At 51.7% G+C, this 19,992-nt stretch carries 20 protein-coding genes; 16 read left to right on the forward strand and 4 right to left on the reverse strand.

The window, feature by feature from the left end:
* Positions 1–7 precede the first annotated feature (7 nt).
* Entirely contained in the window at positions 8–169 is a 162-nt protein-coding gene (locus ACTRC3_RS09440; RefSeq protein WP_440322893.1) for a DegV family protein, read from the forward strand.
* Between the two features lie 90 nt (positions 170–259).
* On the opposite strand, the gene ACTRC3_RS09445 is transcribed toward ACTRC3_RS09440, so the two are convergent.
* Positions 260–1,276: an alpha-hydroxy-acid oxidizing protein gene (locus ACTRC3_RS09445; RefSeq protein ID WP_440322879.1), complete on the reverse strand. Its 1,017-nt coding sequence runs from the start codon at positions 1,274–1,276 to the stop codon at positions 260–262.
* 211 nt (positions 1,277–1,487) lie between these two features.
* On the opposite strand from ACTRC3_RS09445, the gene ACTRC3_RS09450 reads away from it, so the two are divergent.
* From ACTRC3_RS09450 to ACTRC3_RS09515, 14 genes are all read left to right on the forward strand, one after another.
* Complete coding sequence (locus ACTRC3_RS09450) at positions 1,488–1,868, forward strand: BlaI/MecI/CopY family transcriptional regulator (protein ID WP_440322880.1); 381 nt, start codon at positions 1,488–1,490, stop codon at positions 1,866–1,868.
* Entirely contained in the window at positions 1,865–4,078 is a 2,214-nt protein-coding gene (locus ACTRC3_RS09455; protein ID WP_440322881.1) for a M56 family metallopeptidase, read from the forward strand. The genes ACTRC3_RS09450 and ACTRC3_RS09455 overlap by 4 nt, the downstream gene beginning before the upstream one ends.
* 52 nt (positions 4,079–4,130) lie before the next feature.
* A complete protein-coding gene (locus tag ACTRC3_RS09460; RefSeq protein WP_440322882.1) occupies positions 4,131–4,790 on the forward strand; it encodes a hypothetical protein in 660 nt (219 codons plus the stop codon).
* Between the two features lie 60 nt (positions 4,791–4,850).
* On the forward strand, positions 4,851–6,878 hold the full coding sequence (locus ACTRC3_RS09465) for a penicillin-binding transpeptidase domain-containing protein (RefSeq protein ID WP_440322883.1): 2,028 nt from the start codon (positions 4,851–4,853) through the stop codon (positions 6,876–6,878).
* Positions 6,879–6,913: 35 nt separating this feature from the next.
* On the forward strand, positions 6,914–8,203 hold the full coding sequence (locus ACTRC3_RS09470; RefSeq protein ID WP_440322884.1) for an AI-2E family transporter: 1,290 nt from the start codon (positions 6,914–6,916) through the stop codon (positions 8,201–8,203).
* Positions 8,200–8,964: a type III pantothenate kinase gene (locus ACTRC3_RS09475; protein WP_178038492.1), complete on the forward strand. Its 765-nt coding sequence runs from the start codon at positions 8,200–8,202 to the stop codon at positions 8,962–8,964. The genes ACTRC3_RS09470 and ACTRC3_RS09475 overlap by 4 nt, the downstream gene beginning before the upstream one ends.
* Before the next feature lie 25 nt (positions 8,965–8,989).
* On the forward strand, positions 8,990–9,196 hold the full coding sequence (locus ACTRC3_RS09480; protein WP_178038491.1) for a hypothetical protein: 207 nt from the start codon (positions 8,990–8,992) through the stop codon (positions 9,194–9,196).
* A gap of 353 nt (positions 9,197–9,549) precedes the next feature.
* A complete protein-coding gene (locus ACTRC3_RS09485) occupies positions 9,550–9,879 on the forward strand; it encodes a PTS sugar transporter subunit IIA (RefSeq protein ID WP_440322885.1) in 330 nt (109 codons plus the stop codon).
* Positions 9,864–10,487, forward strand: a complete 624-nt coding sequence (locus ACTRC3_RS09490) for a Na-translocating system protein MpsC family protein (RefSeq protein WP_440322886.1) — start codon at positions 9,864–9,866, stop codon at positions 10,485–10,487. The genes ACTRC3_RS09485 and ACTRC3_RS09490 overlap by 16 nt, the downstream gene beginning before the upstream one ends.
* A gap of 16 nt (positions 10,488–10,503) precedes the next feature.
* A complete protein-coding gene (locus ACTRC3_RS09495; protein WP_178038482.1) occupies positions 10,504–11,334 on the forward strand; it encodes a class II fructose-bisphosphate aldolase in 831 nt (276 codons plus the stop codon).
* Between the two features lie 39 nt (positions 11,335–11,373).
* On the forward strand, positions 11,374–11,661 hold the full coding sequence (locus ACTRC3_RS09500; protein ID WP_178038481.1) for a DUF6506 family protein: 288 nt from the start codon (positions 11,374–11,376) through the stop codon (positions 11,659–11,661).
* A 77-nt stretch (positions 11,662–11,738) separates the two neighbouring features.
* Entirely contained in the window at positions 11,739–12,680 is a 942-nt protein-coding gene (gene arcC / locus ACTRC3_RS09505) for a carbamate kinase (protein ID WP_178038480.1), read from the forward strand.
* A gap of 3 nt (positions 12,681–12,683) precedes the next feature.
* Positions 12,684–12,833, forward strand: a complete 150-nt coding sequence (locus ACTRC3_RS09510) for a hypothetical protein (RefSeq protein WP_440322887.1) — start codon at positions 12,684–12,686, stop codon at positions 12,831–12,833.
* Entirely contained in the window at positions 12,830–14,149 is a 1,320-nt protein-coding gene (locus ACTRC3_RS09515; protein ID WP_440322888.1) for a glycosyltransferase family 39 protein, read from the forward strand. The genes ACTRC3_RS09510 and ACTRC3_RS09515 overlap by 4 nt, the downstream gene beginning before the upstream one ends.
* 90 nt (positions 14,150–14,239) lie before the next feature.
* Here ACTRC3_RS09515 and ACTRC3_RS09520 read toward each other — a convergent pair whose 3' ends face one another.
* From ACTRC3_RS09520 to ACTRC3_RS09530, 3 genes are read right to left on the reverse strand one after another with little or no spacing between them, the layout of a single operon-like run.
* Entirely contained in the window at positions 14,240–15,973 is a 1,734-nt protein-coding gene (locus tag ACTRC3_RS09520; RefSeq protein WP_440322889.1) for a hypothetical protein, read from the reverse strand.
* 18 nt (positions 15,974–15,991) lie between these two features.
* The gene (locus ACTRC3_RS09525) at positions 15,992–17,056 is read right to left on the reverse strand and encodes a GtrA family protein (protein ID WP_440322890.1); all 1,065 of its coding nucleotides are present in this window, start codon (positions 17,054–17,056) and stop codon (positions 15,992–15,994) included.
* A 23-nt stretch (positions 17,057–17,079) separates the two neighbouring features.
* A complete protein-coding gene (locus ACTRC3_RS09530; protein WP_440322891.1) occupies positions 17,080–18,570 on the reverse strand; it encodes a DUF6056 family protein in 1,491 nt (496 codons plus the stop codon).
* A 198-nt stretch (positions 18,571–18,768) separates the two neighbouring features.
* Here ACTRC3_RS09530 and rfbB point away from each other — a divergent pair, with 198 nt between their 5' ends.
* Positions 18,769–19,851 (forward strand): dTDP-glucose 4,6-dehydratase, encoded by a 1,083-nt coding sequence (rfbB, locus tag ACTRC3_RS09535; RefSeq protein ID WP_440322892.1) that lies wholly within the window; start codon positions 18,769–18,771, stop codon positions 19,849–19,851.
* The last annotated feature ends 141 nt before the right edge of the window (positions 19,852–19,992 follow it).

Below are 19,992 nucleotides of genomic sequence, written 5' to 3' on the forward strand. Positions count from 1 at the left end.
GGTATTTATCAGCCATGGAGACTGTATCGAAGACGTGGAGTACCTGGAGAAGCTGATACGGGAACGGTTCGGAATTGAAAGGTTTCTGGTAAATTATGTGGGTCCGACCATCGGAGCGCATTCCGGACCGGGAACCCTGGCGCTGTTCTTCGTGGGAGAACCCCGCTAGAAAAATGATATAAAAAACCGGGAGAAACGTCCGAACACCTCGCAAGAGCAATCTGGCGGAGGTTCTCCCGGTTTTTCTTCGCTCACAGGCTTATCTGCGGACGCAGTCCCGGGTGATCTCCGCCAGGGAAGATACGCCGCACATAGCCATGGTATCCTTAAGTTCGGAACCGATTTTGTTGATGTAGGCTTCTACGCCTTCCCGGCCGCCGCCGTATACAGCAGTAACGAAGGGGCGGGCGATGATGACAGCGTCGGCGCCCAGAGCCAGAGCCTTGAAGACGTCAGTGCCGGAGCGGATGCCGCCGTCCACCAGGATTTTCATGGAATCGCCTACAGCCTCGGCGATTTCTTCCAGGACTTCTGCGGTGGCAGGGCACTGGTCGAGGACGCGGCCGCCATGGTTGGAGACTACGATTGCCGCGGCTCCGGCTTCTTTGGCTTTCAGAGCGCCTTTGACCGTCATGACGCCCTTGACGATAAAGGGAACGCCGGCCTCTTCCGCGATGGCGCGCAGCTCTTCCACAGATTTACTTCCGGCAGGCGGATTCAGGTTCTGGAGGAACGGAAGGCCGGCAGCGTCGATATCCATAGCAACGGCAAAGGGAGCGGCGTCATGAACCAGAGCCATTTTCTCACGGATAGTTTCAATGTTCCAGGGCTTTACGGTGGGAATTCCGAAGCCTCCGGCATGCTTGATGGCTTTGGTGGCTGCTACCATGACATTGCTGTCGGTGCCGTCTCCGGTGAAGGCTGCGATGCCAAATTCAGCGCAGGCAGAGACCAGGATATCATTGTAGGATACATCGTTGAGAGAGTCGCCATAGTGGAGGTTGACTGCTCCTACGGGACCTGCGAAGAAAGGATACTGAAAAGATTTCCCAAACAGTTTAAGCGTAGTATCTATGGGGCGTTTTTCTACCAGGGTGTCCATTTGCACCCGGATTTCCTTCCATTTATCATAGTTACGGATGGCGGTGTCGCCGATTCCCTTGGAGCCCGGGCCCGGCATTTTGTTGCCGCAGGCGCGGCCGTTGCACTCGGGACAGGCCTTGCAGACCTTTCCCACAAGACCTCGGGCGTTCTGGATACATTCATTGTAATTCATAGTGCGTACCTCTTTCTTTTGTAATCATGGTTCAAGTTTGTGATGATTATAGTATAATTTTTCTTTCTTTACAAGTAAGAATGGATGTGGGCTTGACAGATATGTTCGGCAAATGTAGAATGAAAACAGAATATTAATTCGGCAAATGCAGAAAAGAAACGCACCATGTGGAAAGTGAAAAATGGAATTTTACGAAAGGAGAAATCTGCGCATGAGACGATTACCAGACTCAGAGCTGGAGATGATGATGATTATCTGGGACGTCGGTCGTCCGGTGACCCGGGCTGAAATAGAAATGCAGCTGCCAAAGGAACGGCAGCTTTCAGCCACAACGATCCTGTCCTTCCTGTCACGTTTACAGGAAAAGGGCTTTGTGGACGTATACAGGGAGGGGAAAACCAATGTTTATAAGGCGGTGGTTCCGAAGGAGGAGTATCTCCAGGAGGAGAGCCGCAGTATCTGGAAACGGCTGTATCAGAATTCCATAGGAAATTTTATGACGGCTCTGGGATCCGGAGAGGAGCTGTCAGAAGAAGATCTGGATGAATTACAGGAGTTCCTGGACCGGGAGAGAAGGGAGCGTGGAATATGAGGCAGGCGAAGTATCGAAAGATTTTCTGGCTGGTGCTGCTTCTGGAGCTGGTGCTTTTGCATTTTGTCCTGATGTTCCGACTTTATGTGCTCCGCTGGACGTATCCGCAGGTGCAGAGCCTGAATATCCTGCTTCCGATCTGGGCAGCCGGGGCGGGATTGTTGCTTTTGTGGCAGTTGGGCTCCTATCAGATATTTCGCCGGAAGGCGATCGCGGCGGCAAAGCCGGTGGAGGAAAGCTGGGTGCACAGTGCCTGCGGGCAGGCCGCTTCCGAGGTAGGGCTTGGGAGAACCCCGGATCTTTATCAGAGCGCTGCAGTGACTACGCCGATGATTCTGGGTTTTATTTCGCCGGTGATGCTGATTCCGGATACCCGCTACAGCTATGGAGAACTTCGGATGGTTTTTCTCCACGAATGTACCCATGCAAAGAGACGGGATCTCTGGTATAAGCTGATTTTCACGCTGGGAAGCTGTATCTTCTGGTTTCAGCCTGCAGTCTGGTTTTTGAAAAACGCGGCTTTCAAGGATGTGGAGGTAGCCTGTGATCAGAGTGTGACGATGGAAAGATCAGAGGTAGAGCGGGATACCTACGCAAAATTTTTACTGGCTTCCCTCCGACGGGGACGGGAGCGCACAAAGGCTTATTCCGCATACTTTTATAACAACAAGGCAGTGATGCGCGCCCGGCTTCAGGTAGTGACCCGGGAGCAGGAGCCTGGAGTTTGGACCGGTCTGGCTGCCTTTGCGCTGCTGACGGCAGAACTGGTTGTCTGCGTGGGAATCTTTGGTATCGCGGTACGTCGGGATGTGCGGGAAGAAAATTACCAGCAGGAGGCTGCTGTCAATCTGTATCTGGGTCTGGATGCGCCGGACAGCTTCTCGGATACAGCGATAAAGAAAATGACAGGGCTTCAGCCGGTGGACGGTGAGAGCTATTATGATTGGCGAATGAGCGCCATGGAGCAGTACCCGGAGACGGAGTGGGCAGATATGAAGGAAGCGGTGGACGGCCCCTGGCAGCTGCGGGTAAAGACCCAGGCCTCCTATCTGGATTCTGTGTCGGATTTTGTGTACCGGTATATCATGTACTACGAGGATCCGGAGCGGGGAAGCGCCTACAATCCGGAGGAATCCAGCGGTTACAATACGCTTGAGGTTATCGATCGGACGCTATTGGCGGGAGACGCAGACGAGTATGTCTGCAGACTGCTGTTCCGGGATATTGTGTGGGCTGACGAGAAGCCGGAAAAAGACCTGCCGGTGGAGGGTAAGAGCTATGAGGAAAACGGAACAGAATACCGCTATAATGACTGGGCGGTTCATGTAAAACGGGTGGGCGAGTATACCTATGAGCTGGTGGGTGTGGCGGAAACGTCCCGGGTACTGGCGGCCATGGAGGAAGTCTATCCGGAGGATGCAGAGACTGCTTATGCCTCACTTCCGACGCTGGATTTGAAGCAGCAGCCTTCCGGTCAGGCGACTGTGAGAGACGGAGTGCCGGAGGTCTCCTGGAACGGTGGAGCAGACTGGACGGAGGTTCCGGTTTCGCTGGAAAAGCTCACAGAACGGGGGGATGAGATGGACGGACAGCTTTCCGGCATACAGGAGAAAAGCTATGTGGTATCGGAGACCATGACAGCCTTTGCTTATGGCGGTTCCCGGACGGTTCCCGTATCCGTGACCTTCAGTCCGGATAAAGGAAAAAACTGGAAAACAATCGTTGTGACAAATGAAGCAGTCAGTGTACGGCGACTGTTCTTAAGTTTTCCGGATGCGGAACATGGCTTCCTGATATTCACTGGTGATCGGACTATGCACCAGGAGGGAAGCAGCATCTACCGGACAGAGGACGGAGGCGAAAACTGGTTTGAAGTGAAGCCGGAGCAGGGCTACAGTCAAAGCGGTGGTCATTCCCTGTTGACGGGGGCAGCCTTTGTGACGGCAGAGACGGGCTTTGTGACCGGTGGAGACGGCTGTTATCGGACAGAGGATGGCGGCAGAAGCTGGGAGCCGGTGTATATGGAGCTTCCGGCTGTAGACTGCGCGGAAAGCTATACCGTCTGCTATCCGCCGGAGGTACAGGACGAAAAACTGGTGCTATATCTGGGAATGCAGGAGTATTCAGAGCTTGGAGGGACGAAGCTTCGCTATGAATCCACCGATCAGGGACAAACGTGGACTTACACAGGTGTGGTATATAGAAGATGAGGTTTGCCGGGGATGTTCGGGTAAACGATAACAGGCCGGAGAGGAGAAACAGATGGAAATAGTGGATAAGGCTACGGAAAGACGCTGGAGGCGGAGACTGGGGCGCCTTTTGTGGGAGCGGCGGTTGTACAGTCCCTGGTTCCTGCTAGTGTATTTCTGGTTCTGGAGGACGCTGTACCGGTTTTGCTGGTTGGGCGGTGTGCGAAGACGGGTGCCGGTTCTGGCAGGCTGTCTGGGATTATTTCTGTTCTATTTTTTCTGGTATCTGTGGGAACGGCGTTTGTATCGGAAAAACAGCTATCCAGGTATCTTAAAAGACATAGAGGTCGAGGACAACCGGCTGCTTTTGCCGAAAGACAAAAGGGTGGAGCTTCGGGAGCTGCGCTGGTACCGGAGCAAAAAAGAGCAGCTATGGATTTTTCTGAAGGGACACCGTTTTCTTTGGATTGATGTGACAGAATTGCCGGACAGGAAGAAGAAGCTGCTCCGGATGAAGCTGACCCAGCGGGGACTGCTGGCAGGACATTTCTGGAAACTTCCGGTGGCTGTAGGCCTGGCAGTGATAACGATACTTGGAAGCGCTGGCGTAATCTGGATGGGAACACCTTATAACGGCAAGTTGTCCTGGAAGCTGGATCAGTTGCGAAATCCGGAAAAGTGGGAGCTGACAGTGCCGGAAAAAGAAAACACAGATGGGGATAGGCTTTTATAAAAGAGCGTGTTACAATAGAAAAAATAGAAAAAAAGCGGAATCGCCTAAAGGGGGATAAGAATGAGAAAGATCAAAGGGGTATCGGCACTGCTTCTTGGCATGGGACTGCTGGCCGGCAGCCTGTCCGGCTGTGGGAAAAAGCAGGCGCAGCCGGAGGAGCTTCTGACAGAATATATCGGGCTTCTGAATCAGGAGAATTACGGGGATATGTATGAGTTCCTGACAGAGGAGGCTCAGGAAACCACGGATAAGGAAACTTATGTAAACCGGTATAAGAATATCTATGGCGGGATTGAGGCTTCGGATATCCGAGCAGATATTAAGGAGCCGGGCGAGAAAAAGGACGAAAAAGCGGAAACCCAGAGGGTGAAGTATACGCTGACCATGGACACCATTGCCGGGGAGTTGTCCTTTGATACGGTAGCAATCTTCACAAAAAATGAGGACGGGGCTTATAAGATGAGCTGGGATAGCCAGGACATTTTCCCGAATCTCTATAATGAGGATACGGTCAAGGTGGTGACGACCCAGGCCAAACGTGGCAATATCTATGACCGCAATCAGGTGGAACTGGCCCGGGAGGGTATCGCTTCTTCCGTAGGTCTGGTGCCGGGCAAGCTTCCGGAGGACCGGGACGGCGCCATCGCGCAGCTGTCGGAGCTTCTGGAAATCAGTACGGAGAAGATAGAGAAGGCCTTAAGCGCAGGCTGGGTGCGGGACGATACCTTTGTGCCGCTTCGGACCGTAGCCAAGGACGCCATGGAGCTGAAAGAAAAGCTGCTGGAAATTCCGGGCGTGATGATTTCGGACACGAAGGTGCGGTTTTATCCCTTTGGCGAAAAGGCAGCTCAACTCACCGGCTATGTACAGAATATTACGGCGGAAGAACTGGAAAAAAGAACAGGGCAGGGGTATAATAGAAACAGCATCATCGGCAAGGCAGGCGCAGAGCGCATCTATGAGGAGCAGCTTCGTTCGAAGGATGGCTATACTATAGAGATCCGGAATCAGCTGGGCGAAGTGAAAGATGTGGTGCTGGAGAAGCCGGCGGAGGATGGACAGGATGTGAAGCTGACCATCGACATCACCCTGCAGCAGTATCTTTATCAGGAGGTGGAGGGCGACGAGGGCTGCGCGGTTGCCATGGATCCCACTACCGGAGCAGTGCGGGCGTTGGTCAGCACACCGGCTTACGATCCCAATGATTTCGTTATGGGTTATACTGCCAGCGCGTGGGAGGCGCTGAATTCTGACGAGTCCCAGCCACTGTATAACCGTTATCTGGCGGCCTGGACGCCCGGATCCAGCTTCAAACCCGTGGTGGCGGCTCTGGGTCTGACAGCGGGAACGCTTAACCCGGACGAGGATGTGAAGAATGACGGCTTAAAATGGCAGAAGGACTCGAGCTGGGGCGATTATTATGTGACTACCCTGGTGGATTATCCGGTGAAGAATCTGGAAAATGCCTTGGTGCATTCCGACAATATCTATTTCGCAAAGGCAGCCTGCGCATTGGGTGAGAAAGACTTTATGAAGGGTCTGGATTCCCTGGGCTTTGGGGAGGAGCTGCCCTTTGATTTCGCGGCGACGGCGTCCGGCTATGGAAGCGATGGCAGGATCGCGTCCGAGACAGAACTGGCGGACAGCGGCTACGGACAGGGCAAGATACTGGTGAACCCGATTCACTTAAGCAGCATTTATTCCGCTCTGGTAAATGGAGGTAATATGGTGAAGCCTTATCTGCTGGACGGCGAGAGCGCCACATACTGGAAAGAGGGCGTGTTCACTAAAGAGGCAGCAGATACGGTGCTGGCGGATCTCTATCAGGTGGTGGAGGATAGCGCCGGTACGGCCCATGCGGCACAGCGGGATGCCTTCCGCATGGCAGGAAAGACCGGCACAGCGGAATTGAAGATTTCGAAGGATGACACGGAGGGTCAGGAGCTTGGCTGGTTCGTGGGTATGTGCGTGGAAAACACGGAGAAGCCGCTGCTGATTACGATGATGATCGAAGACGTCAAAGGCCGGGGCGGAAGCCATTATGTGATTCCAAAAGTCATGAAGGGCTTTGATGAATATATGAAATAAATGATAGGTATTACTGACAGGAAAGCAGGAAGCATATGAAAAATAACGGACCACTGAAAAAATATCTCTATAAAAGTCTGGCGGGTGCAGGTTCTATTATTATCTGCATCCTGGTATTTTTCGCCATGTACCGATTCGACCAGATCGTGGCGGCGTATAATCTGATGAAGGGAATTTTGATGCCCTTTATCTATGGTGCGGTGATTGCCTACCTGCTGACTCCCGTCTGCAATTTTATCGAACGGCATTTGTCTCGTTTTTTAGAAAGCAGAATGAAGAAGCCGGAAAAGGCGCGCAGTATCGCCGGGGCGGCAGGCATCGGCCTCAGCATGGTGTTCAGTCTGCTGGTGATTTATCTCCTGATTGCCATGGTTATGCCGCAGGTATTTTCAAGCATCGGCAGCATTGTGACGGCGTTCCCGTCCATGGTTAATAAATGGTCGGCCTGGATTCAGAATTATCTGCAGGACAATGAAATAGTTTGGAATTATGTAAACCAGTTTATTGATACGGTTTCTGTCAATGTGGAGAGCTGGCTGGAAACCAAGCTCCTGCCTAATATGCAGACCATCGTAAGCGGTGTTTCCGCAGGGCTTTTGGGGGCTATCGTCGTGATGAAAAATATTTTGATCGGCCTGATTGCCGCCATCTACATGATGGGCAACCGCCGAAAATTCGCGGCTCAGGCCAAGAAGCTGATTTACAGTGCATTCAGTGTACGGCATGCCAACGCGATTCTGGACGAGTGTCGGCTGATTGACCGGATGTTCGGCGGATTCATCAGCGGCAAGCTTATCGATTCCCTGATTATTGGCTGCCTGTGTTTCTTCTTTATGAGCATTCTGAACCTGCCCTATTCCATGCTGATCAGCGTGGTGGTGGGCGTGACTAATATCATCCCGTTCTTTGGACCCTATATCGGGGCGATTCCCAGCGCTATCCTGGTGTTGACGGTGAATCCGATGCAGTGTCTGTATTTCCTGATCCTGATTTTACTTTTGCAGCAGTTTGACGGCAATTTTTTGGGACCGAAGATCCTGGGCAACTCCACGGGTCTGTCCAGCTTCTGGGTGCTGTTTTCCATTCTGGTGTTTGGCGGTCTCTTGGGATTTGTGGGCATGATCATCGGTGTTCCGGCTTTCGCGGTCATCTACGACCTGGTGAAAAAATGCGCCAACTATCTGCTGCGGCAGAAAAAGCTGACGACGGACACGGATACTTATCAGGAACTGGTATCCATAGAACAGGACGGCGGACAGCTTCGTTATGTACAGAATGCGGATAGGCCGGAGCGGAAAAAAGAGGAACAGGAGGAAACCCCATGATTTTAGCGGTAGATATCGGCAACACCTACATTGTGGTAGGCTGCATCCGGGACGATGAGATTGTATTCGTGGAGCGGCTTCACACAGATACGAAGAAATCAGAGCTGGAGTATGCCATCAGCATTAAGACGGTTCTGGAGATATATGGAATTGATAAAAAGGAACTGGCCGGAGCAATTCTCTCGTCGGCGGTACCGCCTCTGACCGGTGTGATGCGCCGGGCTGCGGGCAAGGTGACAGGCCGGGAGCCGCTGGTGGTGGGACCGGGCGTCAAGACCGGCCTGGACATCCGTATCGATAATCCGGCCCAGCTGGGCTCCGACCTGGTGGTAGGCGCGGTGGCAGCCATTGAGGAATATCCCTGTCCGCTGGTAGTCGTGGATCTGGGAACAGCTACCACTTTTACTGTAGTCAATGAGAAGAAGCAGGTTATGGGCGGCATGATTATGCCGGGCGTGGGCGTGGCCCTGGACGCCATGATCAGCCGTACATCCCAGCTTCCGAAGATCAGCCTGGATCCGCCGAAAAAGTTCATCGGCAGCAACACTGTGGATTGCATGAAGAGCGGCGTCCTCTATGGAAACGCGGCCTGCGTGGACGGTATGATTGGACTCATCGAGGAGGAACTGGGCCAGCAGGTGTCTGTGGTAGCCACAGGCGGTATGGCCAGGTACATTGCGCCCTATTGCAGGCGAAAGCTTAAGCTGGACGACGCACTGCTTTTAAAGGGCTTAAAACTTATCTACCGGAGAAATCAGTAAGCCCGGCCTTGTGAGGAGAATGACCATGACAGAGAACAGAAAAGAAAATGCCAGGGAAGAGGATCGGAGATATACGCAGGTCTTTGAGACGAGATGTCCTGTGGACTCATCCAAAGTAAAACATACGGTTACCTTCATCGCGGCCAGCTGCAGCCGGGTGGACGATCTCATAGAGGATTTTCATTGCAGCAGAAACAGCGCCTGCATTAAATGTCAGCAGAATTATCTGTAAAAGCAGGCTGGGCTCACAGTCGTACGCGATGGAAGGTTTGACATTGCTTCTGTACAGTAATGCAAAAAGAAATTGAAATTGTGAAAAAATAATAAAGATAATTCTGAAATATGCACAAAAAAACTTGATAAAATAGATGAAATATGACGAAAATGCTAATCGAACTTGACTGGAAAGAAAAAATCGTGTATAGTGAGTCTATCAACAGAAAACGGCAGAACATACATTGTTCGTACTGACGGACTGTTTTGAAAACAAGATTGTTTAGCAAAATGGAGCCAGTATTCTATCGAAAAAGGTAGGATACTGGCTTTTTGTATGTTGAAAACCGGAAAAAGGACGGGAGAAGGAGAATGTTCGAGATTATTCTAATTTCACATGGGCCCCTGTCGAAGGCCATGCTGGAAACGGCGCAAATGATCGTAGGTGAACAGGAACACGTAACCTGTTTTGGACTGTATCTGGGTGACAGCGTAGATTTATTCCGGGAAAGGGTGGAGGAAGAGATTCGGAATAAGCTGGAAGAGAGCGACGTGCTCGTATTGACGGATATGCAGTCAGGCAGCCCCTTCAATGTTACCGTGGGGGCCATGGGATATTTCGCAGACGGTGCGGCAAGGTCTATACGGCCAATAACGGAAAGCTGGGAATTAAGGCGTACGAAAGCGTGGATCCGGATGTGATTATTACGGATTTGAAGATGCCGCTGATGGGCGGAATTGAGATGAGCCGGAAGATCCGGGAAACGGATCGGGAGACGCCGATTATTATTACGACGGCCTTTGACGATAAGGAGGTCATTTTGAAAGCAGTCGATGTGGGCATCAACAAGTACATTGTAAAGCCCATCGACACGGAGGCCCTTCTGGGCGCACTCAGTGAGGTATCAGTTCAGGTGCTGAAGATTCAGGACGGAATCCTGACGGGCTCCGGACTGATTGTGGACAGAGAGGAAAAACTGAAAAAGGAGGCGGATATCAAGCAGATTTTTGCTACGCTTCTGAAAGAGGAGACAGGAAAGGGACCGCAGGTCGTAAAAGTATTTATTCAGGGAACCATTGTGAAGGTCACGCTGGATTCAGTTCTGACGAAAATGGAACTGAGCATGATAGCCAATGAGAAGAATTACCGCATGATCAGCTACACAAGAGAGGTATTCTACCTGGATCGGAAAGAGCGGATGGAAGAGGCCATGTCCGGGCAGCTGGGAATGGATGTGATGCTCCGGCATGTGACCTGCAACGCGAAAGAAAACAGGGACGACCTGCAGTTTGAACTTAAGATTTATTAGTCGGGAGGATAAGCTTATGTATATTTCTATGATAGAACTGATGAAAAAAGCGAGAGAAGGACATTACTGTGTGCCGGCGATAGCAGTGGAAAATGAGCATTCCGTGCGGGCGGCGATTCAGGCGGCTGAGGAAAAAAAATCTCCGCTGATCATGATTGCACTATATAAAGTAAACCCGGATATCCATTATTTTGGAAGAATTGTGGAAGATCTGGCTATCCGCGCGAAGGTGCCGGTGGCCATGTGCCAGGATCATGGCGGAACCTACGCGGAGGCCATGTGGGCCATACGCGCGGGCTTTACCGACGTGATGGTGGATCGTTCGACCCTTCCCTTTGAGGAAAATATCGCCCAGGTAAGCGAGATTGTAAAGGTAGCGCATGCAGTAGGCGTGGGCGTAGAAGCAGAGCTGGGTCATGTGGGTATGGCAAATCAGTACGAGACGGACGGAACCGGTGGCTTCACCGTTCCGGAGGAAGCAATTGAATTCGTAGAGCGGACAGGCGTGGACGCTCTGGCGGTCGCTATCGGAACAGCTCACGGCGTATACAGCGGCGTGCCGAAGCTCCAGTTTGATTTGCTGGCAGAGCTCCGGGAAAAGGTTCCGGTTCCGTTGGTACTGCATGGGGGCTCCGGTACCGGAGACGAGAACCTGAAGAAGGCCTGCCAGATGGGCATCTGCAAGCTGAATATCTCCAATGACCTGAAACGGGGCGCGATTGCGAACCTGAACGAGAAGTGCAAGGACGGCATGGGCGCTTACGCCATGTATCCGCTGCTGTATGAAGGCTACAAGAACGTGGCGGCCCATTATATGACGCTGTGCGGTTCAGAAGGAAAAGCATGAGAAGCCGGAAGCTGATTGCACCGGATTGGGAGAAACGATATGAAATATGCATATTTAATTATGGGACGTTACGATGAAAAAACGGACAGAGCAGAAATTCAGGATGGAAAAGCCCGGATTGTGGGGGTGAAGGATCTGGAAACAGCCTGCACAGTGGCGAACGAGCTGATAAAAGAAGGCGTAAATTGTATTGAGCTGTGCGGCGGTTTTGGCTCTGCGGGAGCGAAGGCAATCATAGAAGCCACCGGAAATGAGATCCCGATTGGATATATAACGCATCTGCCGGAGCAGGACGAATTGTACGCAAAGGTATTTTCTAAAAAGTAGTCCCGGATTTCCCGTTGCTTTTTAGCTGTAAAACAACTATAATAACCCTAAAGTCTAATACAGCGAGGTAACGGATTATGGAAAAGAAAAAAGTAGTAGTTGCTTTGGGACATAAAGCACTGGGAACCACATTGCCGGAGCAGCAGGTGGCAGTAAAGAATGCGGCGAAAGCCATTGCGGATCTGGTGGAGGAGGGCTGTCAGGTAGCCATCAGCCACAGCAACGCGCCCCAGGTGGGCATGATTCATACGGCTCTCAATGAGTTCGGAAAAGAGCACGAGAATTACACCTTCGCGCCCATGTCAGTCTGCTCGGCCATGAGCCAGGGCTACATCGGATACGACCTGCAGAACGCCATCCGGGAGGAGCTTCTGGGAAGAGGCATTCTGAAGACCGTCAGCACCATCATTACCCAGGTAGTGGTAGATCCCTACGACGAGGCATTTGCGGAGCCTATCAAGGTGATTGGCCGCTATATGACGAAGGAAGAGGCCGAGGCAGAGGAAGAAAAAGGAAACTTTGTGGTGGAAGAGGAAGGAAAAGGCTTCCGCCGTGTGGTTGCGGCTCCGAAGCCCACGGATATCGTGGAAATCGACGCGATCCGCACACTGCTGGACGCGGATCAGGTAGTCATCGCCTGCGGAGGCGGCGGAATTCCGGTGCTTCGCCAGCGCGGCCACTTAAAGGGTGCCAGCGCCGTCATTGAGAAGGATTATGCCAGCGGAAAACTGGCGGAGCTTCTGGACGCGGACATGCTGATGATTCTGACCGGAGAGAATAAGATCTGTATCAATTATGGTACAGACCGTGAGAAAGAGCTGGATAAGGTAACACCGGAAGAAGTGGAGTCCTACGCGGCAGCAGGACAGTTTCCGCGGGCGTCCGTACTTCCGAAGATGGCGGCAGGCGCTTCCTTTGTGGCAGGCCGTCCGGGCCGGGTGGCGGTGATTGCGGATCTGGCGAAGGCAAAAGAGGCCCTTCACGAGAAGACCGGAACAATTATCAGAGAGGCAAAGTAATTTATGTCTGCGAAGATACAGAAGATATGCGTCGGCTTATTTTCCGGCGGAGCGGCACTGGTGTGGCTGCGGGTCTGCTATATGGCCGCAGTTTCCTTAAATGAGACAAAGAAAATCGGTCTTCTGGCCCTGGGGTGGTTTTCCTGCTTTTGACATTTCTGACAGAGAAATTGTCCGGGCGGCTTAAAAATGAAAAAAGATTCTGGCGGGGAGCGTCTCTGACGCTCCTGCTTTTGATGGCGGCAGGATTACTCTATTGCGGCTTACAGCTTCGGGTTTACCCGGGCTGGGATTTCGGATCCGTCTACCAGGGAGCGGTGGAAATTGCGGAGGACGGCGCGTTTTCGGAAAGCAGCAACTGGTATTTTACTACCTATCCCAATAATGTGGCAGTCTGCATGTTCCTGGCCGTATTTTTTAAAATATTCGGGGGCTTATGCTCCTACATTACCCTGGGCGTGCTGCTGAATGTGGGTCTGATTGTGCTGGGCGTTGCGTTTCTGTTCCTGCTGGCAGAACAGCTTTACGGCGGGCGGCTGGCATGGCTTGCGCTGGTGGTCTGCGCCTGTTTTCTGCCCTTCTATATGCATGCTGCGATTTTTTATACGGATACCTTTGCCCTGCCCTTTGTGACAGGCTGTTTTCTGTCCTATCAGCTTCGGAAGAAGGACGCCCGGTTCCTGCTTCTGACGGCTGCCGTGCTTGCAGTGGGATATAAGGTAAAGGGAAGCCTGGGCGTGATTCTGATAGCGCTTCTGATTCATATCTGGCTGGGAAAGGAGAAAGCCGCGGAACGGATGAAAAAGAGCTTATTGCTTCTAATCCCGTTCCTGGCTTTGGTAGGAGCGCTTACGGTAATTCCACAGAAAATGCCCTTTTTTGACGCGACGGATTCCTATCAAAATGAATTCCCGGTGGAGCACTGGCTGGCGCTTGGACTGACCGGCGTGGGCGGCTACGACGCCAACGTGTACTGGATGACGGCTTCTGTGGAGGGAAAAGCGGAAAAACAGAAAACGGATCGTACATATATTAAAGAAAAATTGGAAGAATATGGAAGTGAAGGCCTGCGCCAGCACCTGGACAGCAAGATTGTATTTACCTGGGGCGATGGCGTGTATTTCGCTCCGGAGAAGCTGAAGCGGGATCCCCTGCGGGAGAGTCGGCTCCATTCCCTGTTTCTGTATGACGGCGCGGATTACGCGAAAACTTATCGGTATTGCAATGCAGTACAGCTTCTTCTGCTTGGCGGAATTCTCTTATCGCTGCTTGTGAATTTCTTCGGGAAATGCGAAACACGGGAGATACAGGCCATGCAGATAGCAGTCTTCGGCCTGTTCCTGTTCCTGCTGATCTGGGAAACCCGCTCCCGGTATCTTGTGAATTTTGTTCCGATATTCATTTTGATGGGGATAGATGGAATCCAGGGAATCCGGTCTTTGCTTCCGGTGAAAAAAGCGGGCAAATGAAAACAGAAAAACCGGGTAAATAAGGAAAATGAAAATGAGTACAGGATGTGAAAATCCCGTACTCATTTTTTGACTAAGCAAACGTATCATTTACTGCAGCCGTATCACCTGCTGGCCGGGAGCCGCGCCGAAGGTCTTCTGACAATATTGGTCAATGGCTTCGTTTTCCGGATCCAGGTTGATGAAATATTCGTACTCCAGATCGATGGCAATGTTGATGATATCCGCAAATTCATCCTCTGAGGAGACGCCCACGTGAACGTCTACGGTGGGGGTGTAGAGCAGGTATTTGGTCAGATGGTAGACATATCCCATATCATCTTCCGGAATGCAGATCAGATAATCCTGATAATGTTCCACGTCATATTCGTCCATAAGACGCTCCATTTCCGCGCGGACAGGGTATTCGCCGGTCCGATGGAGAATGGATGTGGACATACCGAGCTTCCGGTACACGAGAAGCAGAAGCAGCGTGCCGATTACCGTTAGGGGCAGCTTCTGCTCATCCAGCTCCCGCAGAAGGTAAAAGAGCGCGTAGGCAAAGCAGAACATGATAATCGTGCGGTAATAACGTCCGTATCCGGCCATGACGACGGCTTCGCCCTCCGGCATGGAGAACAGATACATACACAGATTACCAAGCTGGTAGAGGACGTAAACCACAGTCAGAAAGACAGCACGTCCGAGCCAGGGGCGTACAGAAAGCTTATGCATAGCGCAGGCGGCCATAAAAACCGCAAGGACAAGAAGCAGAAGCAGAAGGCCGCGTCCGGCGATAATCTGCTGCCGGAAAGCTTCTGTAATCCGGGAGATGGAACCGTCTGCCATCTTCTGCTGCATGTTGGCGAGATAGGCGGAAAGAGACATACTGTGGGGAGATGACTCCGCGGCGGCGAAGACATAGGCCACATGCTTTTTCCACAGCAGCAGTGTGAGAAGCGGTGCAAAAAATACGGTGTACCAGGATCGGCGCGCGGGAGCGGAAGCGGTTTTCCCGTGACGGCATGCATGCCAGATCAGCTTACCGGCCAGCAGCGCCCAGAAGAAAATGCCGGAATTCTTAATCAGAATCAGGGCGACGGCAGGCAGGACGGAAAGCCAGGCAGTCTGGTCTTCTGCTCCCAGCTCCTGCTCCAGCAGAAGAAGTGCGGCAGCTCCGGTAAGGGCCAGAAGCGCGTCCACAAGGAGTTCGGAAGGAACCGTATTGTAGCTCAGGAAAAACAGCGTACTTCCCAGCATCAGAAAAATACCCGTAAACCTTTGCTTTCGGATACAGGAGAATAAGGGCAGGATCATGCTGAGGGACAGCATCACCTGCGCGAACATCTGACAGCCTTCCGATACGCGGGAGATCAGACAGCAGACGTAATATATAAAAGACGAGCTTCCCAGCGGATAGGCCTGAAACAGGATGAGCGGATCCTGAAAGGTCGGGAAGCGATCCGTCAGAAGCATCTGTTTTACGACCAGGGCCCAATGGGAAAAATTGTCATAGGAATTGAAAACCTGTCCTTTCAGCATCAGTAAAAAGTAAAGGCAGGACAGCGCGAAAAACACATAACCCGGGCAGAGAAAATCCCGGTACAGTCTGTGATCCCGAAGGGAAAGCACAGCCAGAAGAAGCCCTGCGCCGAATAAAAGCCAGACGGACAGAGAAAGCAGGTTCAGGATGCCTGCCGCAAACAGGACGCAAATCTGTCCGCAGAAGACGATGGCCGGAAGAAACTCGACCGGCAGCCTCGTTTTTTTATGCAGAACCGTCAGATAGCCAAAGGCGGAAAGGGCAAACAGCAGTACGCGCAGGCCCAGCAGCAGAGTATTCATAACATGCTCCTCCAGAAATTAAATAGTTTTGAAAATATAGCGGCGCTGTATCTGGTAATTGAGCAGGTACAGAACCGTGTCCACTACAATTTTAATCAGAGTGGGCGGAACCGGCAGGAAGGAAAAGAGGCTTACCAGACCGGCAGAGCAGAGCATAACGACCACGCAGAGGGCGTAATACTTCGGAAGCGTGGAGCCTGTGCTGCCCTTATCGGAAAAAACCAGCTTTTTATTGCAGGAATAATTGACCAGCGAGGAAATAATCCGCGCGATGACCGTGGCTTCCAGAATCCGGTATGCGCCTGCGGGGAGAAGCAGCTCCGCAGCCGTAAAGCAAACCAGATCCACCAGAGAGGAAAATAACGAGGATACGGCGTATTTCAAAAAGGTGCCAAACAGAATCCGGTATATTTTGATGGAATCTACCAGCGGATTAAAATGGGATTCGGAATTATTGTCCAGATAAACGGTGCTAATCTCCAGGGTGTGTACCGGGGTTTTGGAGAGGGCCGCGTCAGTCAGCATATTCATCTCATATTCGAAGCGCTCGCCGGAGAGCTGGCACATATGTGAAAGCAGATCCCAGGAAATTCCCCGGAGACCGGTCTGGGTATCGGTCACGGATACGCCGTACAAAAGCCGGAACAGGGAGCAGGTCAGAAGATTGCCGAAACGGCTGCGGAAGGGAACGTCATCCTGATGGAAATTGCGGCAGCCAAGCAGGAGAAAGCGATCCTCCTTCCGGTGAAGATTCTCCATTTTCTGATCCATCCGCCGGATATCCGCTGCCAGATGCTGGCCGTCGGAGTCGGCGGTAATGACGCCCAGTCCCGTCCATTGCGGCTGCTCTAAAATATAGGCAAAGGCGTCCTTCAAAGCCCGTCCCTTGCCCTGATTGACTGTATGGGTCAGAATATGGCACTGGGGGTGCTCTGAGAGCTTTTCGAAGATTGGTTTATATTCGGAAGCGCTTCCGTCATCCACCAGAACCAGGTGTTCCGCGCCGGAAGCAATCAGCTGGTCCACATATTCCAGAAGGTGCGCCGGCGGATTCAGAGCCGGAATTACAAGAATGCTTTTCATTTGTGTTACCTCGTGTATGTAAATTAGTAAATTTTAGACATGTGAATCGTGGAAATGCCGTACCATGCAGCCAGAGAGCTGTTACGGTAGTCGGAAGGATCCTCGGACAGTTCCTGCGGATCCAGCAAGGTCGGGCAGACTGAGAGATTGGGAACCCATACCTCGTCGGGCCCCTGGGTGATCAGAGAGTAGCGGTACAGGGTTTCCCGGTGATAGGTCTGCGCGTACTGCTTATGAAGGGAATCCGCCGCGGACAGTCCGGTAATGCAGTCCTTGTCGGAAAAAATCACAAGCGCAAAGAAGGCAAGGGCGAGACCGGTCAGAAAGCTTTTCTTCAAACCGGAAGAAACTGTAGAATCAGCAGCAGCCTTCGGGAAACGGGTACAGAGCCATCCGATGCAGTAGACCAGGTTCAGAAAGAACAGCAGGTAAAACAGCATACGCATGATATTTAAGGAGCGGCCAAAGATGTATGTGTGTCCCATGGAATACAGGGACGGCGTATAGGAGGCCGCCACCAGACAGAAGGAAAAGCCAAGAACGATTCCGGGAAGCGGAAAAGAAAAACGGCAGCCGGAAAGAGCCCGGAACAAAAAGGGAGCCAGAAGGACGGCAAAGAATATGACATAGAGATTTGTCCATTCTCCAATGCCCTTTACCGCATATACAAAGGAATAGTAAACAGCCTCCACAGGCCCCATAGAATCCAGCTGGGCGGCGATTCGGACAGCATTTCCGGGGGCTCTGACATTGATGAAAAAACCAATCAGCATAATCAGAAGCGGGAGTATGCCGCCCAAACCCCGTTTTTCATGGGCGGGAATGCAGAGGAGAAGCAATGCCAGCAGAATCACGGGAGAAAGCAGTCCGGTAATATAATTGGCTCCGCCGATGACAAAGGCCAGAAAACAGCAGCACAGAAGGAAAAATACTCTTTTGGAACGCTTTTCTTCTTTCATATACAGGAGAAGCAGAGCGAAGAAAAACAGCATGCAGCTGTGCATAAACGTATAGTGCAGGGCTCCGTTGTACCAGTAAAAGGCAGATTTCCCTTCGTCAATCACATGGACGCAGAGAAACGAGAGCGCCAGGGAGAGCATCAGCCGCAGGCTTCGGGAAAGCGGAATATAACGGGTAAACAGAACGTGAAACAGAGAAAAAATACTTCCGATTACCATAAAAAGCATCAGAAATGTGGTCAGAAAATAAAGACGCTGACTGAAAATGGCCGGCTGCAGCGACATCAGAAAGATAGAAGAATACGTTCCCTGCCAGGAAGTATAGTAGCCCTTTACATTGGAAACAGCCGCTGCGAGAACGGCAGAAAGAGAATGGGTATCAGTCCAGGCAAGGTGCGCCGCTACGCCGTATGCATAGTCATCTCCGGCGGGATGCGCGTAAAAGGCCAGTCTGCAGACCGGCAGAAGGCTGATAAGAAAAAGGGTAAGCATGATAAAACAAAGCTTTTCCGCAAGGGAAAGCTTTGCGATGGTATGACGGATTCGACGCGGCATGAAATTCTCTCCTCATTGGTTCATGATTCTATCTTATCTAAATATACCCAATCGACAAACCAATGTCAAACCATAAAATGGAAGAAATGCGTGTCAAACAGGCGTCAAATCTTAAAATCCTTGCCATGGACGGCAAATAATGCTATACTGCAAATAACTATGAAGAAAAATAAGAATAAAATCGGAGGATTTTTTAAAATGAGAACTTATCTTGTAACCGGAGGAGCCGGCTTCATCGGTTCCAACTACATTCACTACATGTTCCGCAAGTACGGCGACGCTATCCGCATCATCAACGTGGACGCGCTGACCTACGCAGGCAACCTGGAGAACTTAAAGGACATCGAGGATCGGGACAACTACACCTTTATCAAGGCAGATATCCGCGACCGCGAGGCCATTGAGAAGATCTTTGCGGAAAATGACATCGACCGCGTGGTACATTTCGCGGCAGAGAGCCATGTGGACCGCAGTATCGTGAACCCGGAGATCTTTGTAGAGACCAACGTACTGGGCACCCTGGTAATGCTGAACGCGGCAAAGAAAGCCTGGGAGCTGCCGGACGGCACCTTCAAGGCAGACAAGAAATTCCTGCATGTATCCACAGACGAGGTATACGGATCTCTGGAAGAGGGCGACACTTATTTCTATGAGACCACCCCTATCGATCCGCACAGCCCCTACTCCGCAAGCAAGGCATCCTCTGATATGCTGGTAAAGGCATACTGGGATACCTACCGCTTCCCCATGAACATCACCAACTGCAGCAATAACTACGGCCCGTATCAGTTCCCGGAGAAGCTGATCCCGCTGATTATCAATAACGCTCTGCAGGGCAAGAAGCTTCCGGTATACGGCGACGGCAAGAATGTACGCGACTGGCTGTATGTGGATGATCACGCCAAGGCCATCGACATGGTACAGGAAAATGGCCGCCTGGGCGAGCGCTACAACATCGGCGGACACAATGAGAAGCAGAATATCGAGATTATTAATATCATCCTGGAGACCCTGCAGGAGATGCTGCCGGACGAGGATCCGCGAAAGAAGCTGGTAAGCAAGGATCTGATCACCTACGTGACAGACCGTAAGGGTCATGACCGCCGTTACGCCATCGCTCCGGACAAGATCAAAGAGGAGATTGGCTGGTATCCGGAAACCATGTTCAAGGACGGTATCCGCCTGACTATCCAGTGGTTCTTTGAGCATGAGGACTGGATGAAGAACGTGACAAGTGGTGATTATCAGAAGTACTATGACGACATGTACGCAAATAAATAAGACGTGCGAAATCATCTATAATGCCGATGCGAGCTTGCTCGCAAATCGGCAATTATAGATGATTTCATACGGCGCATAATGCGACCGACTCGGAGCGAAGCGGAGAGGAGGTACGGATTATGTGCGCACGTCGTATAATTG

The organism is Laedolimicola sp. (assembly GCF_051972735.1).
Classification (GTDB): Bacteria; Bacillota; Clostridia; order Lachnospirales; family Lachnospiraceae; genus Laedolimicola; species Laedolimicola intestinihominis.